The following is an 18,943-nucleotide window of genomic DNA, read 5'->3' as shown; positions in this document are numbered from 1 at the left end:
TATTAAAACGATTTAAAACTGAAACACAGTTTTGCCATACATTTTAAAACTACTACGTTTTGGATTTGACAAAGCTCAAGCAAAGTTTTAGTAGCAAGCTGTTAATTATTTAAACTTCAATTATTGGTTGTAGCTCTTAATTTTTGTTTTACTTTGTTAATACAATAAATTTCTCACTTATGGCTACAACCAAAAATGGCAGTTTGTACGTAACAACAGCAAATGGAATAGGAAGCGTTACTTTTGGACACCCTTTGAGTAATTCCCTTCCAGGCGAATTATTACAGCGTATTGCTAAAGGTATCCATGAATTAAGCGAAGATAAAAACACAAAAGTAATTTTAATTCAGTCCGAAGGTGAAAAGGCTTTTTGTGCCGGAGCAGCCTTAAACGAATTAATTGCTATTGAAAATGAAACACAAGGTGAAGCCTTTTTTATGGGATTTGCTAATATTATAAATGCGATTAGAACCTGCTCTAAATTTGTGGTTGCCCGAGTACAAGGCAAAGCTGTGGGAGGGGGCGTAGGCATAATTGGTGCCTGCGATTATGTTTTTGCTACCGAAAATGCTTCGGTAAAATTAAGCGAAATTAGTATTGGCATTGGCCCATTTGTTATTGAACCTACCTTAAGCCGAAAAATAGGTGTTGCTGCTACTGGTCAATTAAGTATTGATGCCACCCATTGGCAAAATGCCTATTGGGCAAAAGACAAAGGCTTGTTTGCTCAAGTATTCGAAAACACCAAGGAAATGGACAAATCCTTGTATGAATTGCTAGAAAAATTAGCCACATACAATCCAAACGCAATGTCAGCGTTAAAAGAAAGCCTTTGGAAAGGCACCGAGCATTGGGATACCTTATTAAAAGAGCGTGCTAAGCTTTCTGGTACACTTGTACTTTCGCAAGAAACACAAAAAGCACTTCAAAAATTTAAAAAATAATAGTCGTATGGAATTTATGAACTTTTTAGCCGGAAATGGACTTTTCCTTGTGCTTGCAATTGTTTTAGTCGTTGTTTATTTTGTGAATAAGCGTAAGCGGTAGCAAAACTTAAACCCTAAATTGTTAGGTCTTCCAAACCATAACGTCATAATTAGTATGGATAACTCCGATTACATAAAAATTTTTACAGATAATTTTATCGTTGTACAGCCTTTTTTAGAAAGTTTGAAAGAAAATAATATTCCATTTATAGTAAAAGATGAAAGCGAATCAAGTAGATTGGCTGGTTTCGGAACTTCAATAAAGGGCTTACAAGATGTTTTTGTTCCTAAAAACAATAGCGCCCAAGCGCTTGAGCTGTTAAAAGACTTCCTTTAAAATAATTAAAAATGATCGATTTTTTAAATACCTTATCAAGTGGTAAATTATTTCCTGCTTTTGTTTTAGTTTTGCTTATAATTTACATTGTTAATCGCATTAGAAGTCGAAGATTATGAGTAATATCCGAATCACCAAACAATTTAATTTTGAAACTGGCCATGCCTTACACGGTTATGATGGCAAATGCAAAAACGTACATGGACATAGTTATAAATTAAATGTAACCGTTATTGGACAACCTATTACCGATCCAAATCATGTTAAAAACGGAATGGTGATTGACTTTGGAGATTTAAAAAAAATAGTAAATCACGAAATTGTGGATCTATTTGATCACGCCACCGTATTTAATAAAAACACTCCCCATTTAGAGTTAGCCAATGAGCTTATTAAAAGAGGTCACAATACTATTTTAGTTGATTATCAACCAACTAGTGAAAATATGGTGATTGATTTTGCTAAAAAAATTAGCGCTAAACTTCCTACCCATATTAAATTATTCGCTTTAAAACTACAAGAAACCGACACCTCATTTGCTGAGTGGTATGCTAGTGATAATTTGTAGTTTTTGGGCGTTACCCTAACGGGTCAGGCTTTACGCTATATCTTTTTTGTTTCCTGAAAAAAGGAAACAAAAAAGGATGCCGCTTCAATCCTTAACGCAATTTTTAAAAAAGAGTAACTTCGTCAAATGAATATTAATATCCCTAACGGAAAAAAAATATACTTTTCCTCAGACAATCATTTAGGTGCTCCCACTGCTGCCATCAGCAAACAAAAGGAAGCTAAATTTTTACGTTGGTTGGATCAGGTAAAAACAGATGCCGCAGCTATTTTTTTACTTGGGGATCTATTTGATTTTTGGTTTGAATATAAAACTGTAGTTCCCAAAGGATTTGTGCGAATTTTAGGTAAACTAGCCGAAATTTCAGATTCTGGTATTCCCATTCATTTTTTTGTAGGCAATCACGATTTATGGATGAACGGCTATTTCGAGGATGAACTCAACATTCCCGTTTACCACAATCCAAAAGAATTTACCCTGGCAGGAAAACTTTTTTTCATAGGACATGGCGATGGACTAGGACCTAATGACAATGGATTCAAACGCATGAAAAAAGTGTTTACCAACCCTGTGGCAAAATGGTTTTTTGGCTGGTTACATCCCGACATTGGTGTGCGTTTTGCATCCCGACTTTCCCGCGGTAATAAAATGATTTCAGGCGATGATGATGTTAAATTTTTAGGTGAAGAAAATGAATGGTTGGTACAGTATTGCAAACGCAAACTAACACAAAAGCATCGTGATCATTTTGTGTTTGGTCACCGACACTTGCCTATGCAAATTAATCTTCCTGATAATTCACTATATACCAACCTAGGTGATTGGTGCGATCATTTTACCTATGCTACTTTTGATGGGCATAAAATGCTTTTAGAACACTATAAATAATATTTGGGTCATTTTACTTGTTGTTTTCTTAGTACATTTATAAAAAAATAATATGTATAAAATAACGCTATTCATCCTGTTTATAGTTTGCCTTATGAGTTGCAAACCCTATCAAGTAGAAACAAAGCCCAATGAAATAACTTACGCGGAATTTACAAAAGCGCAAAAAAAATGGACATCACCCGATGGTGATATTGCCTATATTGATAAAGGATCGGGACAGCCCTTACTTTTGTTGCACGGTGTACCCACTTCTGGTTGGTTGTACCGAAAAATGATTGATCCACTGGTTGCAAAAGGCTACCGCGTTATAGTGCCTGATATGTTAGGTTTTGGAAATAGCGCTCACCCCAAAGGCTATGGAGTTTATGACAAAACGCAACATGCTAAACGAATTTTGGGACTTATGGAACACTTGGGTATTGCCAAATGGCCTCATGTAATGCATGATGCAGGCGGATTGTGGACCTGGGAAATGTTAAAAATGGCACCTTCAAAAATTACGCACCTCAACATTTTAAATACCATTATATATACCGAAGGTTTTTGCCCGCCATTACAAATAAAAAAAGGTATTATCGGTAAAATTGTGATGTGGGGTTACCGCACCAAAACAAATATGATGATTAAAAAATTATTTAAAAATGGCACAAACGATCACCCGATGAGCAAGGCAGAAACGGAAGGCTACATCCGACCCTTACGAATAGGTAAAACCGATGCATTATATAAGTTTTTTACCACAAACACCAAGTCAATTCCTAATTACGAAGCAGTATTAAAAAGTTTATCCGTACCCGTACAAGTTATTTGGGGAGAGGATGATGAAATTTTACTTTGGAAAAAGCAAAATCAAAGAGTTGCAAAAGATTTGTCTATTGACGCTACACACATTCATGTATTAAGTAAAAATCATTTCTTACAAGAAGAAGCCACCAATCAACTGATCGACTTAATTGGAAGTTTCAACAAATAGCAACTCATCTAACTCAAATTTTTAGGAACAAAATTTAATTTTTTTAGTAATTTGTAAACCGCTTTTAAAATAAGGCACAGTATTTGAACGTTTACTAAAAAATCTAATTCAATTTAACCTCATATTATGAAAAAATTTATCATTGCCTCATTATTACTATTCGCTACACAAGGAATTTTTGCTCAATTAGACTGGAGCCAATTAAGCGAAGATTATTCTAAAACTTTTGTTTTGGCCGAAAGAGTAGCTGAACAAACTGATAAAGTTACTGCTGACGAAAAAGGCATTGGAATTGTTATTAAAGGCGGAGTAGTTGTTTTAGAACGCTCGGTAGATGCAAGATCAACAACTCAGGAAGATCATAAATTTAAATTAATCAAAAGCGATGGAAACAAAATTCCATTAGATAAATTAAGTACTGAAAAAGTATTAGAAAAATACAAATTGGCTTTAGAGCAAATTGATGAAAAATTAAAAGCTGATCGTAAAGCACAAGTTGACGACATCCTTAATAGTCTTTTCAACTAAAAATAGACAAACCTCTTTTTAGGTTTTAACTAAAAAAAGACTGCCCATGGGCAGTCTTTTTTGTTTGATAATGAAAACTAGAATATCACTATTTCAACTCAATAGGATAAATAGTTTTATCATAAGTTTTACCATCGCTGGCTACAAAAGATACGTTTATTAAGTAGAAATTACCCTTATCTAATTCAGCAGAAGGTTTATAGTCTTTTAACGATAACGTTGCTGTAACCTTTCCTTCGGTTGTATTTAACGGTTCGGCATTTACGGTAGTTACGTTTCTTAAAAACTTCCAGTCCGCAGTAAATTCACGAAACCAAAATTTGATCCCTCCGTGATCTCCTTTAATTACTTTACGCCTTGAACCTGCGTGATAATCTACAGTAATTTTTAGGGCTTCATCCTTATTGATACTTTTATACTTCGCTTCATCATCATAAACAATATGTGGCGCAACGTAAGGCGTAACTATTAATTCAAATTTTGTAGTAATGGCCTGATTCCCTTCTGCAGTAGCGGAAATAAATACTTTTCCAGCTTTATTGGCAGTTATAAGCCCCTCATTAACCATAGCTATAGCTGGGTCGCTACTTTTCCAAACTAATTTTTTGTTATCGGTGTATTTTGGAACCACAGTTGTTTGTAATTGCAGGTTTTCTCCTGCAACTAACATTTCAGGCGCATTTTTAAATTGCACCGATTCAATCGCTATCGGGTAAAACTTAACTGTTTTTAATTGAGCAGTGGTAGCAATTGTATTCGCCTTGCTTTTTGCAGTAATAGTTACTTTTTCACCTGATTTATGCGCTGTAACCACACCTTTACTATCTACACTAGCCACTGAAGGTTTATTGGAGCTCCATGTTACTGTAGCATTTTCGTTTTTTGAGGCTGCTTTTACGGTTAACGGAATGCTAGTGTTTACACGTATATCTTCATTTGAAGGCGTAATGAGTAGCGCTGTGGGATCTAAATTATCGGTATTGAATACCTGATTCGCCTTCTTACTATTAAAAGCTACAGTTTCGCCATTTCGCCAAATTACCTTAATATTTTTTATTTCAGTTTCGTTACCCAAACCAAAATGCACGGTGTTTAACAAACTTTGCGAAAAGACTTCGCCGGCTGAACCCACACGTTTTTTATAAGTTTTTGTGTACGTTTCAAGGATAACCATTGCTGCCATAGGATCAATATTTGATTTAGGCGAATAGTTAACGCGTACCAAAGCAAAATTATGGGTTGGTTTGGTTGTGTTTTCATACAAATACCACATGCCCTCATCGTCACTTCCATTTAGCAGATCAATATCACCATCCAAATCAAAATCAAAGGCTTGTCCCATATCGCCATGCCCTTCATCATTGGGATCATTAGCAAAGTGATTGGTTGATAGCACAAAATCTTTTCCTGTATTTAAAAGCAAGTAGTCTGATGGTCTGGATTTTAAATCGCCCCAGCGGTAAATAAATAAATCCTGTAACCCATCATTATTAAAATCACTGGTAGTCACGCCTTGGTGATTCCCTCCTTTTTGAACGTTCCAATCATCTGAAACCTCTTTAAAAGCTCCATTTTCGTTCAAAAGTAATAAGTCATCTACATTTCGGTTTTGGAGTTCAAATTTTGGATCAACACTGGAAATACCGGCAATACTAAATCCAAAATTCCAAAAAATATAATCATTTCGCACTAATGCTAACCTCCATTGGTTGCCTTTAGTATTCCCAATATAAATACCATTAGCACTCATATCTTTTGGCCATCCCTGAGCATTAGATTTAGCTATTTCAAATACCGTTTTATCTTTTACCACATGTTTTACTTTATTTTTACCTAAAAAAATAGGATATGGATCGTGAAACCTTCTTCGACCTAAACGCAGGTCGCTAAATTCAAGGTTATTTTCAGCGGTAAAATTCATTTCGGTAACGCCTTTGACTCCTTTTAATTTGATATCCATTTTATTTTTAATAGGATTAAAATCAAGAGAAGGTTTTGCACCCGTTCCAAAAACTAAACCACGTGATAAATACAAATCCAAGTCACCATCATTATCAATATCAATGTCCGCGGCTCCAGTAATAAATTTAGCATTGGCAATATCAGTTCCTATTTGCGAAGTAATATCAGTAAAGCTAAAATCGCCATTCCCTTGCCAAATTGTTACACCTGTATACGATGCATACAATACAACATCATCAATTTGATCATTATTAAAGTCGGTAACTAAAATACGTTCGGCGTTAAAATTTTCTATTCCTTCCACGCGAACATCTTCAAAAGTACCATTCCCTTTATTGCGATAAAATAAATGTTGTGGCAGTTCATCTTTTTTTATGCTTCGGGCATTAATAAGAATCAAATCTAAATCCCCGTCTTTATCCATATCACTCCAACGCACCGCTCTACCACGTGCACCTTTGGTAATTTCAAGATCCTGAGTAGCTAAAATCAATATTCCGTTATCGTTTCGATAAAATGTAGGTAAGGAAGGGCTGGTTCCATTACCCCCACCTTGCGATAAAAGAATATCCAAATCGCCATCATTGTCAAAATCTGCGGCACTCGATCCGTGTAAATCATGTCGGTACCATTTGGATAGTTTTTTTTGGTCTTTGGTTACTGTACCATCTCCATTATTCCAGTATAATTTATTGGTTTCTTCGTTATGGTTGTTTACAATGAAATCATAATAACCATCATTGTTTACATCGGCAATGGTAGGACCACCATATTTGATAGAGTTTACCCTATCCAATCCCGCTTTTGTTGAAATATCATTAAATTTAGGTAATTGCGGAGCATTTATAGGAGTAATTTTTAGTGTTTCTAACACAATGTCTCCTCCTGTTACACTAAGTTCAAGCTGTTTGTCTCCCGGATTTTTGAAAGTAGCCACTAACTTAAACACATGTTTGCCTGGCTTGGGGATATCCAAATGATCAATTAAAACTTGACCTTCGGAAACAAGAGTTAGGTTAGCATATGCCGCTTTGGTGGAAACTACTAAATCAAAAATATTCGTCTTATTTTTTGAAGCCTGATAAGTAAGCTGCAATGGTTTTCCTACTTGTATGCTGCTTGCTTTTTTATTTATTTGAGAAAATAAGAGCTGTGTTGATAATAGCAGAAATACAAAGAAGAGGGTAATTTGTTTTTTCATAAATTTTACTTGAATAGTGTACTATGCTGATTTCAATATTAAATTATCCGTTTAAAACAATACTTTTTCTCTTTACACTTAAAATAATACAATAGCTAGTCGTGTATTATTTCTTGTGCAGGCATAAAAATTAGAATTCTAATTAAAGTAATTAAAAATCAAAACCAGTACAATAATGTTTGTGTTGTTAACTAAAGGTGACAAATTTAGTTTTTACCACCATGTAATATAGAAACAATTGGTTAGGTTGCTACATGATATGATTAAACAACGGAAGCCAATTACAAACAAAGGCAGCACTTTAAATGTACTGCCTTTGTTTGTAATCCAATATCACTTATTTGTAAAAAAAATTGAATTAGTAAGCTAAAAATTATTATTGCCTAATATCCAAAATCTTGCTTAATCCGTTCTGCCTTTTCTAACATTATATCTTTGGACAAAAAGGAAATTTCTTCTAACAAAAATCCATTCTGGTAAGCACGCATAGCCTTTTTAGGTTCGCCCTTATTTTCGTAGGCAGTCCCTAAATAATAATTACCTAGCATGTGAGCTGGGTAAACATTACGGGCTAGTTTACCTAGTTTTTCTAATTCTTCCCAATCCTCTTTTTTTTCTAAAGCAGTTGAAATTGCTATAAAATCATTTACTCTAATCCGTTTTTCAACGCCCAATAATGATTTTATGATTTCATACTTTTCAATTAAATAATCGTACGGTGATGTTTCCAAATTAGCGATATTCTCTTTGTATTCTTTTTTACTAATTGGTCTGTAAATGGAAAAAATATCTTCCAAGGCTCTTGGAATACCCAAAGCCACTAATGAGTAATGTGATGCATCTTCAAAATCATCAAATTTATAACGCACATTTTCATTTTCAATGGTTGAAAGTTTATCGTTTACTAAAATAATATCTTCCCTAAGCGACTTTACATCATTAGTTGCAGTTGCCATGTAGTACCACATTTTATTTTCAGTTGCGGTAAGTATATCTACTACCCTATCGGACATTGTGGGCGCAAACTCGGGACTCAAATTAATGTATGCCTGAAAAGCAGATTTGTCAGTTTTCATAAAGTAATTGATAAAATTACCTGTATAGTCATGCCCCGCTATAATTTTAAATTTAGCCAAACGATAATTATTTTCCATAAACGGAACTAATTCTGTGGCTACAAAATCGTAAAACTTTCTCCCTTCGTATTCTGGTAAATAGGTATTTGAGTCGTACCTACAATCTTCTTTTCGCGTTTTTGATTGCTTGATTCCCACTACAATCGCTTCGGGCATATCTTCCCAATATGAAAAATATTTAACATTACCTACCATAGGATCAAACAGGTAATCGCCATCAAGTGTAACTATTAAAAGGTACTCCTTATTAGGGTCTTTTTTATAACTTTTTGGTAGTCTGATTTTTACTTCGCGCGAAGTATCTAAATGTAAAGACTTAATATTTTTTGTTACTGTTTGCGCAGAAATAGTTCCAAAAAAAATGCAAAGAGCAAGTGTTATTAATAATGATTTCATGGTATAAATAGGTCTTAAAACTTGGAAACACAAGGTATGAAATTATTTCTTTTTGGAAACCATTGGTAATAAAATGAATGATAGCCCACCAATAACTAAATTCATTAAGGTTTGTGAGCCCCAAATAATCCAACCGTAAGCCTCACCAATTGTTTGGTCAAGTCCAAAAAGTAGCAACGCCAAGCCAACAAAAAGGGGATACGCCCCAAACCCTCCGTTTGAGGTCATCATGGCTAATGAACCTGCAATAAAAACCATAAGTATTGCCGAAATTGAAATATCAGCCATTTCAGGAATACTAAATTTAACCACATAAAGCATAAGCACATAGGCAATCCAAATAAAAAGTGTATGCCCAATAAATGCTCCTTTGTTTTTCATTTTAAATACACTAAGCATTCCTTCATAAATACCTAAAACAAACTGTCGTAATTTTGCTAACATTGGAATTTGAAGCTTTTTTAGTATTAAAAAACCGATACTTAAAACAAACACCCCTCCAATAAGGGTGTATACAATTTTTAAGGGATTAATATCTTGTTCAAAAAAATAGGTGCTTAATATTTTAGTATTGCCTAAAAACGCCAAAAAAGCAATAATCAACAACATAATAAGATCAACCACCCGCTCTGTAATAATAGTTCCTAAGCTTTTTTGAAATGGAATATTCTCATAATTACTAAGAGTTACTGCCCGTAAAACCTCCCCCGAACGTGGAATGCCTAAATTTGATAAATATCCAACCATAACTGCTATAAAGCTGGTAGTAAGTCGGCTTGAATACCCTAAAGGGGTAACCAAGTAACGCCACCGATAGGCTCGTGAAATATGCGAAAGTAATCCTATAAACAAAGATAATCCTACCCAAAAAAGATCTGCATTTATAATGCGTTTCCATAATGCTTTTAACTCTTCAGGGCTTGCGGAACTTAAAGAATACCAAATTAAAATGGCACCTATTCCTAAAGGAAATACAATTTTGAGTGCTTTTGTTAGATGCTTTTTCAAAAGGTAATTAAAAACTTATTTGAGCAAATTGTTTTCTTCATTTGGGAAAACTAATGCAGGAGAAAACTTTTTTGCCGCTTCCATTTCCATCATACAATAAGTAATCAGTATCAATACATCTCCTTTTGCTACTTTTCTTGCCGCAGCACCATTTAATGTTATTTCACCACTATTTCTAGGACCAGGAATGGCATAAGTTTCCAAACGCTCACCATTGTTATTGTTAACAATCTGTACCTTTTCACCACTAATAATATTAGCCGCATCCATTAAATCTTCATCAATAGTAATACTACCAATATAGTTTAATTCAGATCCTGTGACTTTAACACGGTGAATTTTTGATTTGACTACGTGTACTAACATAGGGTAAAATTAATTAATTTAAAGCAATATTATCTATTAAACGGACATCATCTGCAAATACAGCAATAAAAGCCCGATACTTTTCATGACTTTTAATGTAGGTAGCTGTTTCTAAATTTTTGAGATTTGCAATTTCAAAATATTCTAATTCGAATAATTCTTGATCTTCAAAAACCTGACTGACCATTTCATTTAACTCAGTAACACTTTTTGTGCCAAATTGATTTTTAACATTTAAAAGTGTTTCGTATATTATTTTCGCTTCTTGACGCTGTTGTTTTGTCAGGCGTTCGTTTCTTGAACTATAAGCCAAACCATGGGCTTCTCTAAAAATTTCACAACCTACAATTTCAATCGGAAATTTTTCAAGTTTGACTAACTTTCTAACAATTTGTAATTGCTGAAAATCTTTTTCCCCAAAATACGCTTTTGTCGGCGTAACCGCTTCAAACAGAAATTTTAAAACCGTACCCACTCCATCAAAATGACCTGGCCTAAATTTACCTTCCATTTCATTTTCCAAGCCACCAAAGTCATAATTAATTGATTCTGGTTGTCCCTTGTATAAATTTTTAGCAGTTGGAGCAAAGACAATTATATTTTTTGAACTTTTTTTAAGTAATTCAATATCAACCTCCAATGTCCTTGGATAATTGTCCAAATCTTTAGCATTGTTAAACTGAGTAGGATTTACAAAGACACTTACAATTACGATATCATTTTCATTTAAACATTTGTTAACCAGTGAAATATGACCATCATGCAAAGCACCCATAGTGGGAACAAAACCGATTGTAGATGAAATTTTAGAAGCGTCTTTGATGTAGGTTTTCAGGTTTTCAACGGTAGTAAAAACACGCATATTTAAAACATTAAGTGGCTGCAAAATTAGTGTATAAATGGCATTCTGCCTAAATTTTCGTAATTTTGCGAAACTTTACTCCTAAGTAAGTAAAAAGTAAGATTTATGAAAGACAAGAGGATACTCTACGTAGCATCGGAATTAATGCCCTATTTACCTGAAACTGAAGTTTCATCCATGGCATTCGAATCGCCAAAAATGGTAAATGGAAAAGGAGGACAAACACGTATCTTTATGCCCCGTTTTGGGAATATTAATGAAAGAAGACATCAATTACATGAGGTAATCCGTTTATCGGGGATGAATTTAGTTGTAAATGATTTTGACATGCCGTTAATTATTAAAGTAGCTTCCATACCCAAAGAACGTATGCAAGTTTATTTTATTGATAATGAAGAATATTTTAAACGAAAAGCTACCGTAACTGACAAGGATGGTAAATTATTTAAGGATAATGATGAGCGTGCTATCTTTTTTGCTAAAGGAGTAATTGAAACTGTAAAAAAGTTAAACTGGGCACCAGATATTATTCATGTACACGGTTGGATGGCAGCATTGCTTCCGTTATACTTGAAAAACTACTACAGTAATGAACCCTTATTTAAGGAAACTAAAATTATAACTTCCGTTTATGGAAATGGGTTTGAAGGCACCTTAAACAATGATATTAAGAAAAAAGTACTTTTTGATGAAATAGCTGAAGAAAAGTTAAGTCTTTTAGAAGAAGCAAATTTTGATAATTTAATGAAACTATCTGTTGAAAATTCAGATGCTGTAATTATGGGAACACCCACAATTTCTTCAGAAATTGAAAAGTTTATTGATGCAAAAAAGGTACCTACTTTAGCGTATAAATATCCTGAAGAGTTTTCATCAGCTTACGAAGATTTTTATTTGAATGAAGTTTTATCATAAATAAAACATTATCTAAAGCATTTATGAATATATCTTTTTCTATTCGTCATTTATTAATGGGGTTTACATTTAGTTTGTTATTATCTTGTGATGATGATGTTAGTGATGTAGGCACCGATATTTTAACTGGAACAAATATTGGGGTTGAAACTCAAGAATTTTCAGTACCTCTGAACGCTATTTCGCTTAAAAAAGTGCAAACCAATAATTTGAAAACACAATATCTTGGCAACCATGAGGATTCCATTTTTAAAAATAAATCTACTTATGGTATTTTATCTGGAGTTGGAGCTACAAGTAGCACCTTTCCTGTGGCAGAAGGCACTACTATAACCAATATTGAAATTAAAAGCAAAAAATTAATTTTACCATTTCCCTATTCTGACAACAATGTTGACCAAGAACAAGGCGGTCGAGTTTACATTTTAGATGCTCCTTTTTGTAATTCTAAAAATTTAAAAATACAAGTTTTTAACGCAAATTACTCATTAAGGAGCAGGAACCCAAATTCTAATAACTCTCAAAGGTATTTTGCTGATGGCTCTGATGAGACCACTAATTTTTCTGAAATTATTGAAAAAGACACCAAATTAATCTCAGAAAATAGTGTTGAAATCGTCACTCCCTCTAAAACTGTTGTTATTCCAGATTCAAAAAAACAAGATTTAAATGCTATTGAAATTGAAATCGATAAATTAGACTTGAGCGACTTAGCTGCTAAAAATGATTTTGAAGTTTTTAGCGGGGCGGATGCTGAATTTCTTGAACGAGTTAAAAGTATTTACATTAAACCACTAGCTGATAATGAAGGCTTTTTAAGAATTCCGAGCTCGCAAATAGATTCGATAGCACCTAAAATTCAGCTTGACTTTATAATAACAACACAAGAAGGAGCTGCCGAACCCAAACAAAATACGCTTATCGTAGATTACAATTTGAATAGTCAATTATTTTTCAATCTAATTAAAACTGATGAAGTGACTGAACCCAGTGCAGAGTCCGTGTCTATAATATCTGGTGCAGGAGCTAGTGCTGAAACTACATTATTTAGCAATGCAGAACTTGAAGAATTGGCAGGACAAAATGTGATTGTAAATGACGCAACACTTGTATTTACTGTAAATAAAAGTGCATTACCTAACGGAACAGAATTAAAAAACTTACCAGTACTTGTACTTTTCCGGACCGAAACAGGACAACGCATTAACATATCAACGCCAACAATAACGCCAATTACCCCTGTAAGTGGTACTATTAATGAAAATAATAACGAAGAATTTACATACAATTTTGATGTAACTCGCTTAGCTCAACTAATCTTAACCCCAAATAATTTAGATGATGCTAAAGAGTTAAATGTAAAATTAGGCTTGGGTACTGTTGAAATTTTTTCAGATAATTTGTTTTCATCAATATTCAATAATGAATCCACAAAATTTACGAATGACGGCACTATCTTGAGTTTTAAAGGTGTACCGTTATTTAGCAACGCAACTGCTCAAGAAAACAACAATAATAGACCAAAACTAATATTAAAGTACACAGCTACAAAGTAGCATAAAATTAAAACTATATGTGTGGAATTGTAGGATACATTGGTAATAGAGATGCCTATCCAATTGTTTTAAAAGGATTACAAAGATTAGAATATCGAGGGTATGATTCAGCAGGTATTGCCTTATATGATGGCAATAATCTTAATGTAACTAAAACTAAAGGTAAAGTTGCAGATCTTGAAAATGAGTTTTCAAAAACTAATAATACAAAAGGACTAGTCGGAATAGGACATACACGTTGGGCTACTCATGGGGAACCTAACGATGTAAATTCGCACCCGCATTATTCCAACTCCGAAAATCTGGTTATTATTCATAACGGTATAATTGAAAACTATGAGCCTTTAAAAAAAGAGCTGATAAAAAGAGGCTATACATTCCATTCGGACACGGATACAGAGGTATTAGTAAATTTAATTGAAGATGTTCAAGTAAATGAAAAGGTAGATTTAGCAAAAGCAACTCAAATAGCCCTAAACCAAGCAATAGGCGCTTATGCTATTGCTGTTTTCGACAAAAGAAAGCCTGATGAAGTAGTAGTTGCCCGTTTAGGTAGTCCTTTGGCTATTGGTGTAGGTGAAAATGACTTTTTTATTGCCTCAGACGCCTCTCCATTTATTGAATATACTAATAATGCTATTTATTTGGAAGATGGAGAAATGGCATTAATCAATTTAAATGAAGGTGTTCAAATATCCAAAATTGAAGATGGCGCCATTGTTGACCCATATGTGCATGAATTAAAAATTAACCTTGAGCAAATTGAAAAAGGAGGCTTTGATCATTTTATGATTAAAGAAATTTATGAACAGCCTCACGCCATTACCGATACCTACCGAGGAAGATTACTTGCTGCTGAAGGTATTATTAAAATGGCAGGTGTGGATGATAATATTGAAAAGTTTTTAAATGCAAAACGCATCATTATTGTTGCCTGCGGTACCTCATGGCACGCTGGCCTAGTTGCTGAATATATTTTTGAAGAACTGGCTCGCATTCCTGTTGAAGTAGAATATGCATCGGAGTTCCGATACAGAAACCCAATTATTGGCAAAAAAGATATTGTAATTGCAATTTCTCAAAGTGGCGAAACTGCGGATACTATGGCTGCAATCAAGTTAGCTAAAGAAAAAGGCGCATTTGTATTTGGAGTTTGTAATGTCGTTGGCTCCTCTATTTCTAGGGAAACTCACGCTGGAGCTTACACCCATGCTGGACCTGAAATTGGAGTAGCATCTACCAAAGCATTTACTACGCAAATTACTGTACTTTCATTAATTGCACTAAGACTTGCAAAACAAAAAGGATCTCTAAACAGTAAAGATTTCCATTATTTGTTACATGAAATGGAACAAATACCAGGAAAAGTTGCTAAAGCGCTTGAAGAAAATAATCATATCAAAAATGTTGCTGAGATTTATAAGAATGCTAAAAACTTCTTGTATTTAGGGAGAGGCTTTAACTTTCCAGTTGCGTTAGAGGGAGCTTTAAAATTAAAAGAGATTTCATACATTCATGCTGAAGGTTACCCTGCTGCAGAAATGAAGCACGGACCCATAGCCCTAATTGATGAGCAAATGCCCGTAGTTGTAATTGCAACCCGAAAAGGTCACTACGAAAAGGTAGTAAGTAATATACAAGAAATAAAATCCAGAAAAGGTAAAATTATAGGTATTGTTACTGAGGGTGATGTCACCGTAAGAGAATTAGCGGATCATGTTATTGAAATTCCAGAAACATTGGAACCTTTTACTCCTTTGCTCACAACAATTTCATTACAATTATTATCCTATCACATTGCAGTTATGCTAGACAAAAACGTGGATCAACCGCGAAATTTAGCAAAATCTGTTACTGTAGAATAAGCAATCAAAAGCCCTTTTTTAAAGGGCTTTTTTAATATCCTTTACAGAAACCTATAAAAAGCCTCAAATTCAAAAATAAAGATTGTTTTTTTTGGATTTATTGAGTTATCTTTGCGCCTTGAAAAACGCTGTTAATTTGTAGTTAAATTCAACTAACAGCAAACATGTTTACAAATATTAAACAAAAATACTTTTATAATGGCTCAAGTTTCGGGTAAAGTATCACAAATTGTAGGACCAGTTATTGATGTTGAATTTGCAGCAGGTGCTGAACTTCCAAAAATTTACGATTCATTAGTAATCACTAAAAATGACGGAAGCAAGTTAGTACTTGAAGTGCAATCACACACTGGGGAAAATACAGTGCGAACTATTGCAATGGATTCATCTGATGGTTTACAAAGAGGTGCAGAAGCTATTGCTTCTGGAAGTCCAATTCAAATGCCGATAGGTGGAGATGTGTACGGGCGTTTATTTAACGTAATTGGAGATGCCATTGATGGTCTTGGTGACTTACCTAAATCCGGCAATGCAGGTCTTCCTATTCATAGGAGCGCTCCTAAATTTGAAGATCTATCTGTTTCTACGGAAGTACTTTTTACTGGAATTAAAGTAATTGACCTTATTGAACCATATGCTAAAGGAGGTAAAATTGGATTATTCGGTGGTGCTGGAGTAGGTAAAACCGTATTAATACAGGAATTAATTAACAACATTGCAAAAGGACACGGAGGACTTTCCGTATTTGCAGGAGTTGGTGAAAGAACACGTGAAGGTAATGACCTTTTGAGAGAAATGTTAGAATCTGGCATTATTAAATACGGTGATGATTTTATGCACTCTATGGAAGAAGGTGGATGGGATTTATCTAAAGTAGATAAAAAAGCCATGAAAGATTCAAAAGCAACTTTCGTGTTTGGACAAATGAACGAACCGCCTGGAGCACGTGCGCGTGTAGCACTTTCAGGATTAACTATAGCAGAATATTTCCGTGACGGAGCTGGAGATGGACAAGGTAAGGACGTACTTTTCTTTGTGGATAACATCTTCCGTTTTACACAAGCAGGTTCCGAAGTATCGGCTCTTTTAGGGCGTATGCCTTCTGCCGTGGGTTACCAACCTACATTAGCAACTGAAATGGGAGCTATGCAGGAGCGTATTACATCTACCAAAAAAGGATCTATTACATCAGTTCAAGCTGTATATGTACCTGCGGATGACCTTACCGATCCGGCACCAGCAACTACTTTTGCTCACCTAGATGCTACAACAGTACTTTCGCGTAAAATTGCTGAACTTGGTATTTACCCAGCGGTAGATCCGTTAGATTCTACCTCGCGTATTTTAACTGCGGATATTTTAGGTGATGCTCATTATGACTGTGCACAAAGAGTTAAAGAATTATTACAACGCTATAAAGAATTGCAAGATATTATTGCTATTCTTGGTATGGAAGAATTATCTGAAGAAGATAAATTAGCGGTATCCAGAGCACGTCGTGTACAACGTTTCTTATCGCAACCTTTTCATGTAGCGGAACAATTTACAGGTATCCCTGGTGTATTGGTAGATATTAAAGAAACAATCAAAGGATTCAATATGATAATGGACGGTGAATTAGACCACCTTCCTGAAGCAGCTTTTAACCTTAAAGGTTCTATTGAAGAAGCTATTGAAGCTGGTGAAAAAATGTTAACTGAAGCTTAAAATATAAAATAAGCCAACAGTTACATTTCCGTGAGGACGAAAATCTCAACAAAAGAGATTTTGTAATTAAAGTTTTCCATCTTTGTGGAAATTAAAAAAAGTATTTATGTTTTTAGAAATTGTAACTCCTGAACAAATAGTTTTTAGCGCTGAAGTAAATTCAGTTGCCGTTCCAGGTATTAATGGCGAGTTTCAAATGCTGAATAGTCACGCACCAGTCATTTCATTATTGACCAAAGGGAAGGTGAAAATTGATGCTAATTTGAATGAAGCAACAAGTAAAATTCTTTCGAAAAACACTGAAGATAATCGATGGATTTTTAATATTAAGGGAGGCGTTATTGAAGTAAATAATAATAAAGTGATTGTCTTAGCCGATTAGTTTCTATTCATAATACCACACAAAAAAGGGTCTATTTTAATAAAGTAGCCCCTTTTTTTATGCTAAAAATTCAATATTTCGCACTTTTAATCAAAAAAAAGTATCCATCCGAGCAAATACATATTTTAAATTTTATAGTTGTGTTTTAAGTTTGAAGAAACTTTAAAGACATAGATATGTTAGCTTTAAGCTCTACAAACAACTTTACTTTATACGTTCCACCAACCGATATGAGCAAGAGTTTTGATAGTCTTTCTGGCATCATTATTTCAGAACTCGATTCCATTCCCAGCGATGGTAATGTGTATATTTTTGTCAATAAACTACGTAATAAAATAAAATTGTTACATTGGCAGTCAGGGGGGGGTTATACTTTATTATAAACGTTTGGAAAAAGGCACTATTAAACTACCTGTTTATGAAAAATCGGTATTGAGTTTAGGCTTGGATTATTCGGCAATAGTATTGTTAATAGATGGCATTTCTATCACTAATATAAAGCGAGAAAAGCGGTTTCAAAAAGACTAATTTTAGTTGTTTTTTTTGAGTTGAGTATTTATTTTAGTAGGGTGATGACCTACCAAGAGCTACTTGTTGAAAATGCCAATTATAAGAAAGAAATTTCTAGTTTAAAAGAGCAACTCTCTCAAATTTACAAGCTCATAAGTGGTTTTAAATCTAAGAGTTTTATTACTGAAGCAGTTATGGATCAGCTGTCACTGTTTGGAGAAGATCCTGTAAAAGAAGTAGCAAAGACTCCACAACAGACCATTACTTATACCCGAGATAAGAAAAAACATCAAGGGCGGCGTAATGCGCTTCCAGAAAATCTTCCGGTAAAAAAAGTCATCATCGAGCCCAAGGAAGATACCACAGGACTTGCCAAAATAGGAGAAGAAATCACTGAAACCCTAGAACATACTCCTGCTAGTTTGGTTAAACGCAGAACTATTCGTCCTAAATACGCTAAAAAAGAGGATCAAGGCGTACTGATTGCAGCGCTACCAAGCCGTCCTATTGACAAGGCTATTGTAGAAGCCTGCTTATTAGCGCATATTTTAGTAAGTAAATATGTAGATCACTTGCCGTTTTATCGTCAAATCCAAATGTTCAAACGAGATTTTGGTTGGGAACCCGCCCAAAGTACCATGAGTGATTGGATGGCGAGCTGTTGCCAGTTACCAGAACCCCTCTACAATACCTTAAAGCAGAAAATACTTGATTCAGATTATATCCAAGCTCACTACTGTCCGGTTATAAGTCAAACATATTCAATTGATTAGAGCTATTAGCAGTGTTTTTTA

Annotated in this window: 19 protein-coding genes; 14 read left to right on the top strand and 5 right to left on the bottom strand. The window is 34.4% G+C overall.

Annotated elements, in window-relative coordinates; translation table 11 throughout:
* Window positions 1–179 precede the first annotated feature (179 nt).
* The 6 genes from GMC_RS0105930 to GMC_RS0105900 all read left to right on the top strand — a co-directional run bounded on the left by GMC_RS0105930 (window position 180) and on the right by GMC_RS0105900 (window position 4,283).
* Window positions 180–944, top strand: coding sequence for an enoyl-CoA hydratase/isomerase family protein (locus GMC_RS0105930; RefSeq protein WP_010521275.1), 765 nt, complete (start codon window positions 180–182; stop codon window positions 942–944).
* A gap of 157 nt (window positions 945–1,101) precedes the next feature.
* On the top strand, window positions 1,102–1,323 hold the full coding sequence (locus tag GMC_RS0105925) for a DUF2007 domain-containing protein (protein ID WP_010521274.1): 222 nt from the start codon (window positions 1,102–1,104) through the stop codon (window positions 1,321–1,323).
* Between the two features lie 115 nt (window positions 1,324–1,438).
* The gene (locus GMC_RS0105915; RefSeq protein ID WP_010521273.1) at window positions 1,439–1,891 is read left to right on the top strand and encodes a 6-pyruvoyl trahydropterin synthase family protein; all 453 of its coding nucleotides are present in this window, start codon (window positions 1,439–1,441) and stop codon (window positions 1,889–1,891) included.
* Window positions 1,892–2,017: 126 nt separating this feature from the next.
* Window positions 2,018–2,779: a UDP-2,3-diacylglucosamine diphosphatase gene (locus GMC_RS0105910; RefSeq protein ID WP_010521272.1), complete on the top strand. Its 762-nt coding sequence runs from the start codon at window positions 2,018–2,020 to the stop codon at window positions 2,777–2,779.
* A gap of 94 nt (window positions 2,780–2,873) precedes the next feature.
* Window positions 2,874–3,755, top strand: a complete 882-nt coding sequence (locus GMC_RS0105905) for an alpha/beta fold hydrolase (RefSeq protein WP_010521271.1) — start codon at window positions 2,874–2,876, stop codon at window positions 3,753–3,755.
* Window positions 3,756–3,881: 126 nt separating this feature from the next.
* Entirely contained in the window at window positions 3,882–4,283 is a 402-nt protein-coding gene (locus GMC_RS0105900) for a hypothetical protein (RefSeq protein ID WP_010521270.1), read from the top strand.
* Window positions 4,284–4,371: 88 nt separating this feature from the next.
* On the opposite strand, the gene GMC_RS0105895 is transcribed toward GMC_RS0105900, so the two are convergent.
* From GMC_RS0105895 to panC, 5 genes are all read right to left on the bottom strand, one after another.
* Window positions 4,372–7,446 carry an FG-GAP-like repeat-containing protein gene (locus GMC_RS0105895; RefSeq protein ID WP_010521269.1) on the bottom strand — a complete coding sequence of 1,025 codons (3,075 nt, stop codon included), beginning with the start codon at window positions 7,444–7,446 and terminating at the stop codon, window positions 4,372–4,374.
* Window positions 7,447–7,829: 383 nt separating this feature from the next.
* Window positions 7,830–8,978, bottom strand: coding sequence for an alpha/beta hydrolase (locus GMC_RS0105890; RefSeq protein WP_010521268.1), 1,149 nt, complete (start codon window positions 8,976–8,978; stop codon window positions 7,830–7,832).
* A gap of 42 nt (window positions 8,979–9,020) precedes the next feature.
* Window positions 9,021–9,986: a lysylphosphatidylglycerol synthase transmembrane domain-containing protein gene (locus GMC_RS0105885; RefSeq protein WP_010521267.1), complete on the bottom strand. Its 966-nt coding sequence runs from the start codon at window positions 9,984–9,986 to the stop codon at window positions 9,021–9,023.
* Window positions 9,987–10,001: 15 nt separating this feature from the next.
* Window positions 10,002–10,352, bottom strand: coding sequence for an aspartate 1-decarboxylase (panD, locus tag GMC_RS0105880; RefSeq protein ID WP_010521266.1), 351 nt, complete (start codon window positions 10,350–10,352; stop codon window positions 10,002–10,004).
* 13 nt (window positions 10,353–10,365) lie between these two features.
* Window positions 10,366–11,214, bottom strand: a complete 849-nt coding sequence (gene panC / locus GMC_RS0105875; RefSeq protein WP_029489624.1) for a pantoate--beta-alanine ligase — start codon at window positions 11,212–11,214, stop codon at window positions 10,366–10,368.
* Between the two features lie 105 nt (window positions 11,215–11,319).
* Here panC and GMC_RS0105870 point away from each other — a divergent pair, with 105 nt between their 5' ends.
* From GMC_RS0105870 to GMC_RS0105840, 8 genes are all read left to right on the top strand, one after another.
* Window positions 11,320–12,129, top strand: coding sequence for a glycogen/starch synthase (locus GMC_RS0105870; RefSeq protein WP_010521264.1), 810 nt, complete (start codon window positions 11,320–11,322; stop codon window positions 12,127–12,129).
* Between the two features lie 23 nt (window positions 12,130–12,152).
* Window positions 12,153–13,685 carry a DUF4270 family protein gene (locus GMC_RS0105865; RefSeq protein WP_010521263.1) on the top strand — a complete coding sequence of 511 codons (1,533 nt, stop codon included), beginning with the start codon at window positions 12,153–12,155 and terminating at the stop codon, window positions 13,683–13,685.
* 17 nt (window positions 13,686–13,702) lie between these two features.
* Window positions 13,703–15,550 carry a glutamine--fructose-6-phosphate transaminase (isomerizing) gene (gene glmS, locus GMC_RS0105860; protein WP_010521262.1) on the top strand — a complete coding sequence of 616 codons (1,848 nt, stop codon included), beginning with the start codon at window positions 13,703–13,705 and terminating at the stop codon, window positions 15,548–15,550.
* Between the two features lie 198 nt (window positions 15,551–15,748).
* Window positions 15,749–17,257, top strand: coding sequence for a F0F1 ATP synthase subunit beta (gene atpD / locus GMC_RS0105855; RefSeq protein WP_010521261.1), 1,509 nt, complete (start codon window positions 15,749–15,751; stop codon window positions 17,255–17,257).
* A gap of 106 nt (window positions 17,258–17,363) precedes the next feature.
* Window positions 17,364–17,639: a F0F1 ATP synthase subunit delta/epsilon gene (locus tag GMC_RS0105850; RefSeq protein WP_010521260.1), complete on the top strand. Its 276-nt coding sequence runs from the start codon at window positions 17,364–17,366 to the stop codon at window positions 17,637–17,639.
* 176 nt (window positions 17,640–17,815) lie between these two features.
* Window positions 17,816–18,022 (top strand): IS66 family insertion sequence element accessory protein TnpB, encoded by a 207-nt coding sequence (tnpB, locus tag GMC_RS21150; RefSeq protein ID WP_010521259.1) that lies wholly within the window; start codon window positions 17,816–17,818, stop codon window positions 18,020–18,022.
* A 4-nt stretch (window positions 18,023–18,026) separates the two neighbouring features.
* Complete coding sequence (locus GMC_RS21480; RefSeq protein WP_157998138.1) at window positions 18,027–18,167, top strand: hypothetical protein; 141 nt, start codon at window positions 18,027–18,029, stop codon at window positions 18,165–18,167.
* Window positions 18,168–18,211: 44 nt separating this feature from the next.
* A complete protein-coding gene (locus tag GMC_RS0105840; protein WP_010521258.1) occupies window positions 18,212–18,922 on the top strand; it encodes an IS66 family transposase in 711 nt (236 codons plus the stop codon).
* The last annotated feature ends 21 nt before the right edge of the window (window positions 18,923–18,943 follow it).

The sequence above is a fragment of the Aquimarina agarivorans genome (genome assembly GCF_000218485.1).
Classification (GTDB): domain Bacteria; phylum Bacteroidota; class Bacteroidia; order Flavobacteriales; family Flavobacteriaceae; genus Aquimarina; species Aquimarina agarivorans.
The sequence above is the reverse complement of the archived record's forward strand: the minus strand, read 5'-3'. Positions and strand labels throughout refer to the sequence as shown.

Bases quoted from the DNA above. Each gene is read 5' to 3' on its own strand.
- GMC_RS0105930 (WP_010521275.1), top strand. From the start codon at position 180: ATGGCTACAACCAAAAATGGCAGTTTGTACGTAACAACAGCAAATGGA.
- GMC_RS0105925 (WP_010521274.1), top strand. From the start codon at position 1,102: ATGGATAACTCCGATTACATAAAAATTTTTACAGATAATTTTATCGTT.
- GMC_RS0105915 (WP_010521273.1), top strand. From the start codon at position 1,439: ATGAGTAATATCCGAATCACCAAACAATTTAATTTTGAAACTGGCCAT.
- GMC_RS0105910 (WP_010521272.1), top strand. From the start codon at position 2,018: ATGAATATTAATATCCCTAACGGAAAAAAAATATACTTTTCCTCAGAC.
- GMC_RS0105905 (WP_010521271.1), top strand. From the start codon at position 2,874: ATGAGTTGCAAACCCTATCAAGTAGAAACAAAGCCCAATGAAATAACT.
- GMC_RS0105900 (WP_010521270.1), top strand. From the start codon at position 3,882: ATGAAAAAATTTATCATTGCCTCATTATTACTATTCGCTACACAAGGA.
- GMC_RS0105895 (WP_010521269.1), bottom strand. From the start codon at position 7,446: ATGAAAAAACAAATTACCCTCTTCTTTGTATTTCTGCTATTATCAACA.
- GMC_RS0105890 (WP_010521268.1), bottom strand. From the start codon at position 8,978: ATGAAATCATTATTAATAACACTTGCTCTTTGCATTTTTTTTGGAACT.
- panD (WP_010521266.1), bottom strand. From the start codon at position 10,352: ATGTTAGTACACGTAGTCAAATCAAAAATTCACCGTGTTAAAGTCACA.
- panC (WP_029489624.1), bottom strand. From the start codon at position 11,214: ATGCGTGTTTTTACTACCGTTGAAAACCTGAAAACCTACATCAAAGAC.
- GMC_RS0105870 (WP_010521264.1), top strand. From the start codon at position 11,320: ATGAAAGACAAGAGGATACTCTACGTAGCATCGGAATTAATGCCCTAT.
- GMC_RS0105865 (WP_010521263.1), top strand. From the start codon at position 12,153: ATGAATATATCTTTTTCTATTCGTCATTTATTAATGGGGTTTACATTT.
- glmS (WP_010521262.1), top strand. From the start codon at position 13,703: ATGTGTGGAATTGTAGGATACATTGGTAATAGAGATGCCTATCCAATT.
- atpD (WP_010521261.1), top strand. From the start codon at position 15,749: ATGGCTCAAGTTTCGGGTAAAGTATCACAAATTGTAGGACCAGTTATT.
- GMC_RS0105850 (WP_010521260.1), top strand. From the start codon at position 17,364: ATGTTTTTAGAAATTGTAACTCCTGAACAAATAGTTTTTAGCGCTGAA.
- tnpB (WP_010521259.1), top strand. From the start codon at position 17,816: ATGTTAGCTTTAAGCTCTACAAACAACTTTACTTTATACGTTCCACCA.
- GMC_RS0105840 (WP_010521258.1), top strand. From the start codon at position 18,212: ATGACCTACCAAGAGCTACTTGTTGAAAATGCCAATTATAAGAAAGAA.